The sequence below is a fragment of the Castellaniella hirudinis genome (assembly GCF_047468865.1).
Taxonomy (GTDB): Bacteria; Pseudomonadota; Gammaproteobacteria; order Burkholderiales; family Burkholderiaceae_B; genus Castellaniella; species Castellaniella hirudinis_A.
In genome coordinates this window covers 93,644-108,396 of the sequence record NZ_JBLGTV010000004.1, presented here as the reverse complement: position 1 = coordinate 108,396, position 14,753 = coordinate 93,644, and the positions used below count along the sequence as shown (strand labels likewise).

Below are 14,753 nucleotides of genomic sequence, written 5' to 3'. Positions count from 1 at the left end.
GCTTGTCTACGTCAATCGAGGGGTGGGGCATGCCGGGGGGACTGTTGGAGCCACCCCCAACATAATCGGCGAAGCCGCCAATTTGCGACCTGTCCCCCCGGCATGCCCCACCCCCCGATGAGCTATCCCAACGCAGCGATCCCCCCAATCACAGCGATCCTCCCAATGCGCTACCCCAACACAGCGATCCCCCCATGCGCAGCCTCAAAGCAGCAATCCCGCCGTTCCCGCCCGCCTTCCTTCATAACGATACAATCGAAGCTTCTCCCTCCTTCATGCCCGTGGAACCCGCCGTGTCCTACCCCGCCTTACCCTACCCCGTCGAAACCTACACCCAGGGCGCCGACTTCGTGCGCCTGCTGGGGCGACGCATCGTGGTGCTGGACGGCGCCATGGGAACCATGATCCAGCGCTACAAACTGACCGAAGCCGACTTTCGCGGCGAACGCTTCGCCGACCACGACCACGACGTCAAAGGCGACAACGAACTGCTTTCCCTGGTGCGCCCCGACGTCATCCGCGAAATCCACACCGCCTACCTGCAGGCCGGGGCCGACGTCATCGAAACCAATACCTTCGGGGCCACCCGCGTCGCCCAGGGCGACTACGGCCTGCCGGACATCGCCTACGAACTCAACCTGGCCTCCGCCCGCCTGGCCCGCGAAGCCTGTGACGCCGTGTCCACGCCCGACCACCCGCGATTCGTCGCCGGCGCCCTGGGCCCCCAGCCCAAGACCGCCTCGCTCTCGCCCGACGTCAACGACCCCGGCGCGCGCAACGTCACCTTCGAAGAACTGCGCGTCGCCTATACCGAACAGATCAACGGCCTGATCGACGGCGGCGTGGATATCCTGCTGATCGAAACCATCTTCGACACCCTGAACGCCAAGGCGGCCATCTTCGCCATCGAAACCGTCTTTGAAGAACGCGCCGTCCGCCTGCCGGTGATGATCTCGGGCACCGTCACCGACGCCTCCGGGCGGATTCTTTCCGGCCAGACCGTCGAAGCCTTCTGGAATTCCGTGCGCCATGCCCGGCCCGTCACCATCGGCCTGAACTGTGCCCTGGGGGCCGCCCTGATGCGCCCCTACGTCGCCGAACTCTCCAAAATCTGCGACACCTACGTCTGTGTCTACCCCAACGCCGGCCTGCCCAACCCCATGGCCGAAACCGGCTTCGATGAAACCCCGGCCGACACCTCCGGCCTGCTCGAAGAATTCGCCCAGGCCGGGCTGGTCAATGTGGTGGGGGGATGCTGCGGCACCACGCCCGACCACATCCGAGAAATCGCCCGCAAAGTGCGCGACCTGCCGTTGCGCCAGCCGCCGGTCATCCCCGTCAAGACCCGCCTGTCGGGCCTGGAAGCCCTGAATTTCGACCGCGACACCCTGTTCATCAACGTGGGCGAACGCACCAACGTCACGGGCAGCAAGATGTTCCTGCGCCTGATCCGCGAAGAAAAATTCGACGAGGCTCTGACGGTGGCTCGCCAGCAAGTGGAAAACGGCGCGCAGATCATCGACGTCAATATGGACGAAGGCATGCTGGATGCTTTGGCCCTCATGCCGCGCTTTCTTAATCTGCTGGCCTCCGAACCGGACATTTCCCGCGTGCCGGTGATGATCGACAGCTCCAAGTGGCCCGTCATCGAGGCCGGCCTGCGCTGCGTGCAGGGCAAGTGCGTGGTCAATTCGATTTCGATGAAAGAAGGCGAAGGGCCGTTCATCGAACAGGCCCGGCTGTGCCGCAAATACGGCGCGGCGGTGGTGGTGATGGCTTTCGACACCGATGGCCAGGCCGACAATCTGCAGCGGCGCATCGACATCTGTTCCAAAGCCTACGACATCCTGGTCAATCAGGTGGGTTTCCCGCCGGAAGACATCATCTTCGACCCCAATGTGTTCGCCATCGCCACCGGCCTTGAAGAACACAACCGCTATGGCCTGGACTTCATCGAAGGCGTGGGCTGGATCACGGACAACCTGCCCCATGCCCGCACCTCGGGGGGGATTTCCAACGTCAGCTTCTCGTTCCGGGGCAACGAAGCCATGCGCGAGGCCATCCATGCCGTCGTGCTGTATTACGCGACCCAGCGCGGCCTGACCATGGGCATCGTCAATGCGGGCCAGCTGGGCGTGTATTCCGAACTCGACCCTAAAGTGCGCGACCTGATCGAGGATGTGGTGTTCAACCGGGCCGAGCCCCTGGGCAAGACCGATCCCGCCGACGAACGCACGTCCACCGAACGCCTGGTAGAGCTGGCCGACACCCTGCGCGGGTCCGGCAAGAAAAAAGAAGAAGACCTGACCTGGCGCGAGGGCACGGTGCGCGAACGCCTGACCCATTCGCTGGTGCACGGCATCACCACCTTCATCGTCGAAGACACCGAAGAAGTCCGCCAGGAAATCATGTCCGGCGGCGGGCGGCCCATCGAAGTCATCGAAGGCCCCTTGATGGACGGCATGAACGTGGTGGGCGACCTGTTTGGCGCGGGCAAGATGTTTCTGCCGCAGGTGGTCAAATCCGCCCGCGTCATGAAACAGGCCGTGGCCCATTTGCTGCCCTTCATCGAAGAAGAAAAACGCCAGCTGGCCGACGCGGGGGGCGACGTGCGCTCCAAGGGCAAGATGGTGATCGCCACCGTCAAAGGCGACGTGCATGACATCGGCAAGAACATCGTCACCGTGGTGCTGCAGTGCAATAACTTTGAAGTCGTCAATATGGGCGTGATGGTGCCGTGCGCCAAGATTCTGGACATGGCCAAGGAAATGAACGCGGACATGGTCGGGCTGTCCGGCCTGATCACCCCCAGCCTCGAAGAAATGGCCTATGTGGCATCCGAGATGCAGCGCGACCCGTATTTCCGCGAGCGCAATCTGCCGCTGCTGGTGGGCGGAGCCACCACCAGCAAGGTGCATACCGCCGTCAAGATTGCGCCCAACTACGACGGCCCGGTCATTTATGTGCCCGATGCCAGCCGGTCGGTGGGGGTGGCCACCAGCCTGATGTCCGACCAGGCCGACGCTTATCTGCAAAGCGTGGCCGACGAATACGAGGTGGTGCGCCAGCGCCATGCCAACCGCAAAGCCACCCCCATGCTGACCATCGCCCAGGCGCGCGCGGCCAAGCCCGCCATCGACTGGGCCAACTACACCCCGCCGCGCCCCAAGTTCATCGGCCGCCGGGTGTTCAAGCACTACGACCTGCACGAAATCCTGAAATTCCTGGATTGGACGCCGTTTTTTCAATCCTGGGGCCTGATGGCGCAGTTTCCCGCCATTCTGACGGACAAGGTGGTGGGCGAACAGGCCGTCAAGCTGTACGAGGAAGGCCAGGCCATGATGAAGCGCATCGTCGAAGGCCGCTGGCTGACGGCCAATGGCGTGGTGGCCTTCTACCCGGCCAACAGCATCAACGATGACGACATTGAAATCTACACCGACGAAACCCGCAGCGAAGTGCTGCTGACCTGGCGCGGGGTGCGCCAGCAAACGCAAAAGCGCGACGGCGTGGACAATAAATGCCTGGCGGATTTCATCGCGCCGAAATCCACCGGCATCATGGATTACATCGGCATGTTCGCCGTGACGGGCGGGCTGGGCATCGAAAAATACGAAAAGCAGTTTCAGGATGCCGGCGACGACTATTCCGTGATTATGTTGAAGGCTCTGGCCGACCGCCTGGCCGAAGGCTTTGCCGAGACCCTGCATGCACGGGTGCGGCGCGACCTGTGGGGCTACGTGCCGGACGAATCCTTGCCCAACGAGGACATCATCGCCGAAAAATACCAGGGCATCCGTCCCGCCCCGGGCTATCCCGCCTGCCCGGAACACCTGGTCAAGCGGGCCATGTTCGATATCCTGAAGTGCGACGAAATCGACATGCAGCTGACTGAAGGCTTCGCCATGATGCCCGCGTCCAGCGTGTCGGGTTTTTATTTCAGCCACCCCGCGTCCAAGTATTACAACGTGGGCAATATCGGCGCCGACCAGGTGGCCGATTTCGCCGCCCGCACGGGCCGGGACGAAGACGATGTGCGCCGCACCCTGGCCAGCGTCTTGCGCTAGGGGCCGTCTTGCGTGACGACGACACCCGCCGCCGCGCCTTGGGGGCGTTTTTGCGCAGCGCCCGGGGGCGCATCCGTCCCCAGGACTGCGGCTTGCCCGCGGGCGTGCGGCGGCGCACGCCCGGGCTGCGGCGCGAAGAAATCGCCCAGTTGTGCGATATCAGCGCCACTTGGTACACCTGGATCGAACAGGGCCGCGGGATTTCGGTGTCGGCCGACGTCTGGCAGCGGCTGGCAGACGTCCTGCGGCTGGATCGGGCCGAGCGCCACTACCTGTTCAGCCTGGCCGAATGCGCCGATCCGCAGGCCGGGCACCGGGAGGGCGTGCCGCTGCCCGATGGCCTGAGCGATTGCGTGGATCGCATCTGCGATCCGGCCTACATCCTGGATCAGGCCTGGAACGTGCTGGCCTGGAACCCTCCTTTGCAGCAGCTGTTCGATGGCTGGCCCGCCACGGGACGGCCCAATTTGCTGCACTACATCTTCATGGATCCGGCGGCGCGGTCCCTGGTGGTGGATTGGCAGGAACGCGCCAGCCGGGTGGTGGCGGAATTCCGCGCCGATGTGGCCGCCGTGGCGGGCGATCCCGCCCTGGCCGCCCTGGTGGCGGAGCTGCAGGCGGGCAACCCCTGGTTTGCCCACTGCTGGACGCGCCAGGCCGTGGTGGACCGCGAAGGCGGCACCCGCGAATTCCAGCATCCCCAGCACGGTTTGTTGCGGTTTCGCCAATTCACCTTCAGGCTGGCGATCCGCCCGGATTGCAAGCTGGTGATGCTGCTGCGGGGGGCCGTGCCGTAGCCCCCGCGCCGCGTGTGGCGGGCGCGCGCGCCGTAGCCCCTGCGCCATGTGCCGCAGGGGCTGCGCCGCAGGCGGTGCCGCGTGTGGCGGGGCTGATCGCGGCAAGTGGCGCAGGTGCTGTAAACTCGCTTTATTATTCCTGGCTTTGAAGACATCATGGCAAACAACCACACGTCCGAACTCACCCAGTTCCTGACCCAATACAAGACCGACCACCCCGACACCGAAGCCCGCCAGCGCGCCGGTCGCTTTCGCCTGTGGGACAAAGACCTCAACCCCGAGCAGCAAGACGGCTTCCGGGCGTCCAAGGTCGCCCAGGATCCCTACGTCTATTATCAAAAGGCCTGATTTCCCGCCATGCCGTCTGCGGACCCCGGGCTGGACGCCCTGATGGCCCCGGCCGTGGACAGCACGCCCGATGTCATCGACCACGTGGCCTTGGCCCGCTTGTATGGCGAGCCCCTGTTCGCCATCCCCCAAGACCTGTATATCCCGCCCGATGCGCTCGAAGTCTTTCTGGAAGCCTTCGAGGGGCCGCTGGACTTGCTGCTCTACCTGATCCGCAAGCAGAATTTCAACGTGCTGGACATTCCCATGGCGGAAGTCACGGCGCAATATCTGGCCTACGTCGAGCAGGTGCGCCGCACCAATCTGGAACTGGCCGGCGAATATCTGCTGATGGCCGCCTTGCTGATCGAAATCAAGTCGCGCATGCTGCTGCCGGTGCGCAAATCGGATACCGGCGAAGAAGCCGAGGATCCGCGCGCCGAACTGGTGCGCCGCCTGCTGGAATACGAACGCATCAAGCTGGCGGCCCAGCAGCTGGATGCCCTGCCGCGGGTGGGGCGGGATTTCATGGTGGGCCATGCCCAGGCCGACCTGGCGGCGGAAATCCTGCTGCCTGAAGTCGGCGTGGCCGATCTGCGCGAGGCCTGGGCCGCCATCCTGCGGCGTGCCCGCCTGAATGCCAGCCACCGCATTACACGCGAACAGTTGTCCGTGCGCGACCACATGAGCCACATCCTGCGGCGCCTGTCGGCCGTGCGCTACATGGAATTCACCGAGCTTTTCCTGGAACGCATCCAGATGGGCGAGCCGGCCGCCGTGATCGTGGTGCATTTCCTGGCCCTGCTGGAACTGTGCCGCGAATCCCTGCTGGACATCACCCAGGCGGCGCCGTATGCGCCGCTGTATGTCCGTTTATCCTATACGCGTTCGGCTTGACGCCGTTACCGGAGCCTCTCTTGAAAGTTGTTCATTCCATTGAAGCCTTGCGCGACCAGTTGCGCGGCCAGTTGCGGGTGGCTTTCGTGCCCACCATGGGCAATCTGCATGCGGCGCATTTGTCGCTGATGCGCCTGGCGCGCCAGCATGGCGACCCCGTCGTGGCCAGTATTTTCGTCAATCGCCTGCAGTTTGGCCCCAACGAAGACTTCGACCGCTATCCGCGCACCCTGCAGGACGACATCGCCAAGCTGGAAGGCGAACGCGACGTGTACGTGTTGTTTGCGCCCGACGAGCGCGAGCTCTATCCCGAGCCGCAGAACTTCCGCATCCAGCCCGGCCAGGCTCTGGGCCAGATCCTGGAAGGCGCGTTCCGCCCGGATTTCTTCATGGGCGTCAGCACGGTCGTGCTGAAGCTGTTTTCCTGTGTGCAGCCGCGCGTGGCCGTGTTCGGCAAGAAAGACTACCAGCAACTGATGGTGGTGCGGGCCATGTGCCGGCAGTTCCAGTTGCCGGTTGAAATCCTTGCCCACGAAACCGTGCGCGATGCCGACGGGCTGGCCCTGTCGTCGCGCAATCGCTATCTGTCGGCGGCCGAGCGCGCCGAAGCGCCTTACTTGTATGGCCTGCTGCAACAGGTGCGCGACACCCTGCGGGCGGGGCCGTCGGATCTGGCCGTGGTCGAGGCCGGCGCCATGCAGTCCCTGCAGGCCCGGGGCTGGGCGCCGGATTATGTGGCGGTGCGGCGCCAGCGCGATCTCCAGGCACCCAGCCAGGATGAAATCCAGGCGGGCGAGCCCCTGGTGGTGTTGACGGCCGCCCGTCTGGGCGGCACCCGCCTGATCGACAACCTGGAATTCACGGCCGTGTAGTTATTGTCCCGGGCGCTGTCAGCGTTGGCAGCTGTTTCGGGTAACCAAGCATGAAAGAATCCTTTTACAAAATGCAATATTAAAAGAGGAGATTCATCATGCCCATCCCTTATCCGCGTCCCGGAGGCCATCATCCCGATACGCCGCCCTGGCAGCGGCTTACCCTGCGCGAACGCCAGGTGGCCGGCTACATCACGGCGGGACGCTCGAACAAGGTCATTGCCGCGGAACTCGGCTTGTCCCATCGCACGGTCGAGGCCCATCGGGCCCGTATCTTTTATAAGGTCGGGGTGCGCAATGCGGTGGAACTCACCCGGCGTTGCCTGCGCTGCCACCTGAAAATCCCCGCTCAGGACGACCCGATGGATGCGCGCAGCGGTGTCCGCTCCGCGTTGCGCGCGGGCTGACCGGGCAGTTTTCCCGTGTGCGGTCAGCCTGGCGTGCCCGCAGGCTGCCGCCGAGCTGCGGGGCGAAATTGCCCGTCTGCAAAGTCAGTCCGGCGTGCCCGCAGGCCGCCGGGCGGGTGGCGGCTTATTGCGCCGGGCAGGCCTGCGCCGGCCGCGAAGCCAGTTCGGCAATGGGGTCGAGGTCGGCCTGGCGGGTCAGGCGGGATTCCAGCAAGGGGGCCTGGTCGTTCAGGCGCAGCACCTTGAACACATTGGATTGCGCCAGTTCCAGGCTGGCATAAGGGTGTTCGCCCGCCAGCAGCACGATGCGCGGGGGGGCGGATTGGGTCGGGAACCAGCAGCCCATGGCTGTGTCGACCGGGGCGTTGCCTTGGAGGGGGGTGCTGCGCGCCCGCCATTGGCCGTCCGGGGCCAGGGTCAGCACCAGGCGCCGGGCCAGGCAGGCGGATGCGTCCGTGCAGGCCACCGTCCCCAGGTAGGTGCGCGTGTCGGCCAGGGCCTGGGGCAGGCCGGTGCGGCCCGTGGTGGCCGGCGCGGCCGGATCGGGCGATACCGGGACGGGGAGGGCGGCGTCGGCGGCGGCCGGCGCGGCGGCCGAGGCAGGCGCCTGGCGGGTGTCCTGGCCGCCGAAGCCCAGCTGCAGCTGAGAGGGGGCGATCGCGCCGCTGCCGCCCTGGGCGCGCTGCCGGGCATCTGAGGTGGTGCTTTCGTGCGGGGGGTCGTAATAGCCGGCCTGTTGGGCGCAGGCCCCCAGCAGGCCCAGCAGGCCGACGCCCAGCAGGCGGGAGGACAAAGAGTGAGGACGCAGCATGAGGGTCACAGAGGCAGAGGGTTGGCAAAGAAGCCATTTTACGCATTTGCCGGTGGCTTGGGCAGCCTGGGCCCGGCTTTGCCGGGGGTCGGCCGGCGCGGCCAGCCGGCATGGCGCGGCCCGGAGGACGCCATGAGCGCGGCGGCCGCGGCCAGCCTGATCCTGGCCGGGTTGGCGGCCTGGGCGGGCGCGGGGTTTGCCGCGTGGTCCCAGGGCTATGCGCGCCGCCTGCGGGCCGGGGCGGCGGCCAATGCGGAAACGTTATGGGGGGCCGCCCGGCGGGCTTATGGCCGCGCCCCTGTTCGGTGGCCGGATGCTCTGTGCGGCGCGCTGGCCGGCGGCGCCGTATTCTGGTTGTCGTGGGATCAGGCCGGGCTGGGTCTGGCCGGCGGGGTGCTGTGTCTGGGCCTGGGGGCCTTGGCTTTCCTGGATTGGCACAGCGGCTTGCTGCCGGATGCCCTGACGTTGCCCTTGATGGGCTTGGGTTGGCTGTGCGGGCCCCTGGGGCTGGTGCCCGCCGTCCTGCTGTCCGGCCTGGTCTGGTGCGGGCTGGCGGGGCTGGCCTGGGCGTATCACCGGATGCGGGGGCAGGCGGGCCTGGGGGGCGGGGACGTCAAGTGCCTGGCCATGCTGGCAGCCTGGCTGGGTGGGCCGCTGGTGTCGGTGGTGCTGTGGCTGGCCTGTGTGCTGGGTGTGTTGTGGTGGCTCAGTGGCTGGGCCGGCCGGCGGTCGTCCTACCCCTTCGGCCCGTGCCTGAGCCTGGCGGCCCTGCCATGGGTTTTGCTGGGCCCGGATCGGGCGCATGCCTGTCTGGGCCTGGTGTTGGGCGCGGTCTGAGGCTTTTCAAAATTTCTCCATATTTTCTTGCTACGATACAGTCCAGACTGCGATTCCAAACCAATATCATGGCGGCTTCATCATGTTTTCAATCGGCCTGACCGGCGGCATCGGCTCGGGCAAGTCCCAAGTGGCCCAGTGGCTGGGCCAGTGGGGGGCCAGCGTCATTGATACCGACGAGATCGCCCGCGACCTCACCCGGCCCGGGGGGCAGGCCATGGCGGCGTTGCGCCAGGCGTTCGGCGAGGTCGCCGTTGCCGCCGACGGCGGCCTGGATCGCGCCTGGATGCGCGCGCACGCCTTTGCCGACCCGGCGGCGCGCCAGCGGCTCGAAGCCATCGTGCACCCCTTGATCGAGCAGGCCGTCCAGCGGCAGGCCGCGCAGGCCGGCGGCGCCTATGTGGTGTATGTCGTGCCCCTGTTGGTCGAGACCGGGCGTTGGCGCCAGCGGGTCGATCGCGTGTGCGTGGTCGATTGCGACCCCGATACGCAGGTGCGCCGGGTGGGCGCCCGCAGCGGGCTGACGCCAGAGGCCATTGGGCGTATCATGTCCGCACAAGCCCCCAGGGAAACCCGTCTGGCCGCCGCCGATGATGTCATCATCAATGATGGCGCCACCTCGCTGGACGCCCTGCGCCAGCAATCCTGGCATTTCCATCAGTCCTGGGCCCGCCTGGCCTCGCAGCGGCTTGTCCGGGATATCCCCAAAATAGGGTCTAGCGTGTGATTCTCTACGAGTACCCCTGCAACGAGCGTGTCCGCACCCTGCTGCGGGTCGAATATCTTTTCGACCGTTTGTTCTTTTTCGCCCGGGGCGAAGACCCCCACCACCATCAGATCGCCCTGGCGACCTTGTTCGATCTCCTGGATGTCTGTGAACGCGCCGATGTGCGCACGGCCGTCTTGCAAGACCTGGATCGCCATCGCTCCGCCCTGGCGGCCCTGCGCGAGCACCCGGGGGTGGATGTGCCCACGGTCGATGGTCTGTTGACCGATATCCAGGGCGCCTCGGCGGCCTTGGCGGGCCAGGGGCGCATCGGCCAGTGCCTGCGCGACAACGAATGGCTGTCCAGCCTGCGCGGCCGCATCACGGTGCCGGGGGGGTCGTCGCCCATCGACTTGCCCTCTTATTACGCGTGGCAGGTCAAACCGTCCGAAACCCGCGTCCGCGACCTGAACGGCTGGATCGCGCCCATGATGTGCCTGCACCAGGCGATGGCGCTGATTCTACAGCTGCTGCGCGATGCCGGCGATGCCCGCGACCAAGTGGCCAGCCAGGGGGCGTACCAGGAAATGCTGGGGGGCAAGACCTTCCAGTTGCTGCGGGTCTGGGTGGATGGCGAACACCAGGTGTTTCCCGAAATCAGCGCCAACAAATACGTGATCTGGGTACGGTTTTCCACCCAGGACAACCAGGCCAAGCCGCAGGCGGTCGCGCGCGATGTGGCGTTCCGGTTGGCGCGCTGCAATCTTTAAATTCAGGGTCTTCCTTCATGGATCATTTAACGACGCCGCCTGCGGGCGGGCGCCGACGGGTGTGGGCGTGGGTAACGCTTTTGGCGCTGATCGGGCTGTTCGTCTGGCTGTTGTGGCCGCGTCCGCCGGGCCAGCAGCCGATGGGCCGGGGGTTTCGCGGCGGGGTGCCGGGCCAGGCCACGCCGGTGGCGGTGGTCGCTGCCGCGCCGGGGCAGGTGGATCGCAACCTGCGGGCCTTGGGCACGGTCACTTCGCCCGCGTCGGTTACCATCCGGTCGCGGGTGGACGGCCCCTTGCTGGCGCTGCATTTTGCCGATGGGCAGGCCGTCCAGGCGGGCGACTTGTTGGCCGAGATCGATCCGCAGCCCTTTGAAATCCAGTTGGCCCAGGCCGAAGGCCAGCAGCTGCAGCATGCGGCCCAACTGGCCAATGCCCGCCAGGATCTGGCCCGTTACGAAAAACTGTTCAAACAGGACTCCATTGCCCGCCAGCAGCTGGACGCCGCCCGGGCCCAGGTGCGCGAGCTCGAAGGCCAGGCGCGCATCGACCAGGCCGCCGTGGACAATGCCCGCATGCAGCTGGGCTATACCCGCATCACGGCGCCGCTGGATGGGCGACTGGGGATGCGCAAGGTCGACGTGGGCAACATGGTGCACGCGGCCGATGCCGATGGGTTGGTGGTTCTGACGCAGAGCCGGCCCATTGATGTGGTGTTTTCCATTCCCCAGACCGCCTTGCCCGATCTGCTCCAGGCGCGCCGGCGGGTGCCCGATCTGACCACCCAGCTGCTGGCGCAGGCGGGCGGGGCCGTGGTGGCGGACGGGCGGCTGCTGGCGGTCGACAACCAGATCGACGTGGCTACCGGCACCGTCCAATTGAAATCCCGGTTCGCCAACCAGGATGACGCTCTGTTTCCCAATCAATTCGTTCAGGTGCGCTTGCGCCTGGGGTTGGAATCCGGGCTGGTTCTGCCTTTGCGGGCGGTTCAGCGCGGGGCCGGCGGCGAATTCGTCTACCGGATCGGGGCCGACCGGAAAGCCCAGCGGGTGGCGGTGACGACGGGGGTGGACGATGGCAGTCAGGTGGTCATCCAATCCGGCCTGCAGGCGGGCGACCAGGTGGTGCTGGAAGGCACGGATCGCCTGCGTGACGGCAGCCTGGTCGAAATCGTGGAACCCGCCGCGTGAACCTGTCGCGTCCCTTTATCCTGCGGCCCGTTGCCACCACCCTGGCGATGATCGCCCTGGCCCTGGCGGGCTTGCTGGCCTACCGCGAGCTTCCGGTGTCGGCGTTGCCGCAGGTGGATTTTCCCACTATCCAGGTCACCACCCTGTATCCCGGGGCGGGGCCGGATGTCATGACGGCCCTGGTCACGTCGCCGCTGGAACGCCAGTTCGGCCAGATGCCGGGCCTGTCGCAGATGCTGTCCACCAGTTCGGGGGGCTCGTCGCGCATTACCCTGCGCTTTGACCTGGGCTTGTCGCTGGACGTGGCCGAGCAGGAAGTCCAGGCCGCCATCAATGCCGCCTCGAATCTGCTGCCGGGCGACATGCCGTCGCCGCCGATCTATCGCAAGGTCAACCCGGCCGACGCGCCGGTCATGACGCTGGCGGTCACGTCGCCCACGCTGCCCCTGGATCAGGTGCGCGACCTGATCGAAGTCCGGGTGGCGCAGAAATTGTCCCAGATCAACGGGGTGGGGCTGGTCGGCGTGGCCGGCGGCCAGCGGCCCGCCGTGCGCATCCAGGTGGATGCGCTGGCGCTGGCGGCGCATGGCCTGACCCTTGCGCAGGTGCGCCAGGCCGTCGTGCAGGCCAACGTCAACCAGCCCAAGGGCAACCTCGATGGGCCGCAGCGTTCCATGACGATCAGCGTCAACGACCAGCTGAAAGAACCGGCGGATTACGAAAACCTGATCCTGGCCTATGAAAACGGCGCCCCCCTGCGCCTGCGCGACGTGGCCCGGGTCAGCCGCGCCGCCGAAGACCTGTACCAGGCGGCCTGGTTCGGCCAGACCCCGGCGGTGCTGTTGAACATCCAGCGCCAGCCCGGCGCCAATGTGATCCAGGTGGTGGATGAAATCGAAGCCCTGCTGCCGGGCCTGCGCCAGACCCTGCCCGTGGGGGTGGATCTGCAAGTGGCGTCGGACCGCACCCACACGATCCGGGATTCGGTGGATCATGTGCAGATCGAAATGCTGCTGGCCATCGCCCTGGTGGTGGCGGTGACCTTCGTGTTCTTGCGCACCTGGCGCGCCACCCTGATTCCGGGCATCGTCGTGCCTTTGTCCCTGGTGGGGACGTTCGGCCTGATGTTTCTGATGGGGTTCAGCATCAACAATCTGACCCTGATGGCCCTGACGATCGCCACCGGCTTCGTGGTGGATGACGCCATCGTCATGATCGAGAACATCGCGCGGCGCATCGAGACCGGCGAAAGCGCCCTGGTGGCGTCCCTGCGCGGGGCGCGGCAGATCGGCTTCACCCTGGTGTCGCTGACCGTGTCCCTGATCGCCGTGCTGATCCCGCTGCTGTTCATGGCCGATGTGGTGGGGCGCCTGTTCCGCGAGTTCGCCGTCACGCTGGCGGTGGCGATCTTGCTGTCCCTGCTGATCTCCCTGACGTTGACCCCGATGATGTGCGCCCGCATGCTGCGCCCCCAGTCCGGCGAGGCCGCGCACGGCCGGGCCATGCAGTGGGTGGGGCGGCGGCTGGACGCCCTGGTGCGCAGCTACGACCGGGGCCTGCATTGGGTGCTGGCGCACCAGACGGCCACGCTGTGGTTTGCCGTGGCCACGCTGGCGGTGACCGCCGGTCTGTACGCCGGCATCCCCAAGGGGTTCTTCCCCCTGCAGGACACGGGCGCCATCCAGGCGATCACCCAGGGGCCGCAGACCGCGTCCTTTGCGCGCATGTCCCGCTTGCAGCGGGATGCGGTCGATCGCATTCTGGCGGATCCGGCGGTGGACTCGGTCGCGTCGTTCATCGGCATCGACGGCGACAACACCACCCTGAACACGGGCCGTCTGCAGATTACGCTCAAGCCCCTGGGGCAGCGCGACGTCCGCGCCGAGGCCGTCATCGAGCGCCTGGATCGGGATTTGCACGCGGTGCCGGGCCTGCAGGCCTGGCTGCAGCCGGTGCAGGAACTCTCCGTCGAGGATCAGGTCAGCCGGGCGCAGTTTCAGATGACGGTGTCCAGCCTGGATGGCGCCGACTTGAGCCGTTGGGTGCCGCAATTGGTAGAGGCCATGCAGGATCTGCCCGCGGTGCGGACGGCGGTGGCCGACCTGCAGGATCGGGGGCTCGTCCTGGCCGTGCAGGTGGATCGGGACGCCGCCGCGCGCCTGGGGGTGACGCAAGCGGCCATCGACGACGCCCTGTACGATGCCTTTGGCCAGCGCCTGATTTCCACTATTTACACCCAGTCGGCCCAATACCGGGTGGTGCTGGAAGCCGATGCGGCCTTGCGCGATGGCGGCCCGCAGGCCCTGGCCAATCTGCATGTGTCCACCGGCGATGGCGGGGTGACGCCCCTGGCCACGGTGGCCCGCCTGGTGCCGGGGGTGGGGCCGCTGGCCGTGCAGCGCCTGGGGCAGTTTCCGGCCAGCACCATTTCGTTCAACCTGGCCCCCGGGGCGGCGTTGTCGGACGCCGTGCAGGCCATCGAGGCCGCCCGCGTGGCACTGGGGGTGCCCGAGACCGTGGATATCCAGTTCCAGGGGGCGGCCCGGGCGTTCCAGGCGTCCTTGTCCAGCACGCTGTGGCTGCTGCTGGCCGCTGTGGTCACCATGTACATCGTGCTGGGCGTGCTGTACGAAAGCCTGATCCACCCGGTGACTATTCTGTCCACGCTGCCGTCGGCCGCCATCGGCGCCCTGCTGGCCTTGTGGCTGGGCGGGGCGGCGCTGGATATGATCGGGGTGATCGGCATTATTTTGCTGATCGGCATCGTGAAGAAAAACGCCATCCTGATGATCGACTTCGCCCTGGACGCCCAGCGCGAACGCGGCCTGGGGCCGCAGGCCGCGATCCACGAGGCGGCCCTGCTGCGCTTCCGGCCCATTCTGATGACGACGCTGGCGGCGTTTTTCAGCGCCGTCCCCTTGATGCTGGCCAGCGGCTCGGGGGCCGAGCTGCGCCAGCCCCTGGGCCTGGCGCTGGTGGGCGGCCTGTTGTGCAGCCAGCTGCTGACGCTCTTTACCACGCCGGTGATCTACCTGTGGTTTGAGCGCCTGGCGCGGCGGCGCGCGGCGGCCTAGC

General features: G+C 66.6%; 12 protein-coding genes. 11 read left to right on the top strand and 1 reads right to left on the bottom strand.

Features of this window, described 5'->3' with window-relative positions:
* The first annotated feature begins 293 nt into the window (after positions 1–293).
* The 6 genes from metH to ACMHYJ_RS07450 all read left to right on the top strand — a co-directional run bounded on the left by metH (position 294) and on the right by ACMHYJ_RS07450 (position 7,367).
* Entirely contained in the window at positions 294–4,067 is a 3,774-nt protein-coding gene (gene metH / locus ACMHYJ_RS07475; protein ID WP_414245589.1) for a methionine synthase, read from the top strand.
* 8 nt (positions 4,068–4,075) lie between these two features.
* Positions 4,076–4,864 carry a helix-turn-helix transcriptional regulator gene (locus ACMHYJ_RS07470; protein WP_414245588.1) on the top strand — a complete coding sequence of 263 codons (789 nt, stop codon included), beginning with the start codon at positions 4,076–4,078 and terminating at the stop codon, positions 4,862–4,864.
* 156 nt (positions 4,865–5,020) lie between these two features.
* A complete protein-coding gene (locus ACMHYJ_RS07465; RefSeq protein ID WP_414245587.1) occupies positions 5,021–5,212 on the top strand; it encodes a DUF3460 family protein in 192 nt (63 codons plus the stop codon).
* Between the two features lie 9 nt (positions 5,213–5,221).
* Complete coding sequence (locus ACMHYJ_RS07460; protein ID WP_414245586.1) at positions 5,222–6,088, top strand: segregation and condensation protein A; 867 nt, start codon at positions 5,222–5,224, stop codon at positions 6,086–6,088.
* Positions 6,089–6,108: 20 nt separating this feature from the next.
* A complete protein-coding gene (panC, locus tag ACMHYJ_RS07455) occupies positions 6,109–6,960 on the top strand; it encodes a pantoate--beta-alanine ligase (RefSeq protein ID WP_414245585.1) in 852 nt (283 codons plus the stop codon).
* A 98-nt stretch (positions 6,961–7,058) separates the two neighbouring features.
* Positions 7,059–7,367, top strand: a complete 309-nt coding sequence (locus tag ACMHYJ_RS07450; RefSeq protein ID WP_414245584.1) for a response regulator transcription factor — start codon at positions 7,059–7,061, stop codon at positions 7,365–7,367.
* Positions 7,368–7,491: 124 nt separating this feature from the next.
* Here the strand turns inward: ACMHYJ_RS07450 and ACMHYJ_RS07445 are convergent, their stop codons facing one another.
* On the bottom strand, positions 7,492–8,178 hold the full coding sequence (locus tag ACMHYJ_RS07445; RefSeq protein ID WP_414245583.1) for a hypothetical protein: 687 nt from the start codon (positions 8,176–8,178) through the stop codon (positions 7,492–7,494).
* A gap of 132 nt (positions 8,179–8,310) precedes the next feature.
* Between ACMHYJ_RS07445 and ACMHYJ_RS07440 the strand changes: the two genes are divergently transcribed.
* The 5 genes from ACMHYJ_RS07440 (at position 8,311) to ACMHYJ_RS07420 (ending at position 14,752) form a co-directional block, all read left to right on the top strand.
* A complete protein-coding gene (locus ACMHYJ_RS07440; RefSeq protein WP_414245582.1) occupies positions 8,311–9,015 on the top strand; it encodes a prepilin peptidase in 705 nt (234 codons plus the stop codon).
* An 82-nt stretch (positions 9,016–9,097) separates the two neighbouring features.
* A complete protein-coding gene (coaE, locus tag ACMHYJ_RS07435) occupies positions 9,098–9,742 on the top strand; it encodes a dephospho-CoA kinase (protein ID WP_414245581.1) in 645 nt (214 codons plus the stop codon).
* The gene (gene zapD, locus ACMHYJ_RS07430) at positions 9,739–10,491 is read left to right on the top strand and encodes a cell division protein ZapD (RefSeq protein WP_414245580.1); all 753 of its coding nucleotides are present in this window, start codon (positions 9,739–9,741) and stop codon (positions 10,489–10,491) included. Before coaE ends, zapD begins: the two co-directional genes overlap by 4 nt.
* 17 nt (positions 10,492–10,508) lie before the next feature.
* Positions 10,509–11,678: an MdtA/MuxA family multidrug efflux RND transporter periplasmic adaptor subunit gene (locus ACMHYJ_RS07425; protein WP_414245579.1), complete on the top strand. Its 1,170-nt coding sequence runs from the start codon at positions 10,509–10,511 to the stop codon at positions 11,676–11,678.
* A complete protein-coding gene (locus ACMHYJ_RS07420; RefSeq protein WP_414245578.1) occupies positions 11,675–14,752 on the top strand; it encodes a multidrug efflux RND transporter permease subunit in 3,078 nt (1,025 codons plus the stop codon). The genes ACMHYJ_RS07425 and ACMHYJ_RS07420 overlap by 4 nt, the downstream gene beginning before the upstream one ends.
* Position 14,753: the final 1 nt, after the last annotated feature.

What these genes read in the sequence shown, in the direction of transcription:
- ACMHYJ_RS07465 (WP_414245587.1), top strand. Translation starts at nt 5,021, where the DNA reads ATGGCAAACAACCACACGTCCGAACTCACCCAGTTCCTGACCCAATAC.
- ACMHYJ_RS07460 (WP_414245586.1), top strand. Translation starts at nt 5,222, where the DNA reads ATGCCGTCTGCGGACCCCGGGCTGGACGCCCTGATGGCCCCGGCCGTG.
- ACMHYJ_RS07450 (WP_414245584.1), top strand. Translation starts at nt 7,059, where the DNA reads ATGCCCATCCCTTATCCGCGTCCCGGAGGCCATCATCCCGATACGCCG.
- ACMHYJ_RS07445 (WP_414245583.1), bottom strand. Translation starts at nt 8,178, where the DNA reads ATGCTGCGTCCTCACTCTTTGTCCTCCCGCCTGCTGGGCGTCGGCCTG.
- ACMHYJ_RS07440 (WP_414245582.1), top strand. Translation starts at nt 8,311, where the DNA reads ATGAGCGCGGCGGCCGCGGCCAGCCTGATCCTGGCCGGGTTGGCGGCC.
- coaE (WP_414245581.1), top strand. Translation starts at nt 9,098, where the DNA reads ATGTTTTCAATCGGCCTGACCGGCGGCATCGGCTCGGGCAAGTCCCAA.
- ACMHYJ_RS07425 (WP_414245579.1), top strand. Translation starts at nt 10,509, where the DNA reads ATGGATCATTTAACGACGCCGCCTGCGGGCGGGCGCCGACGGGTGTGG.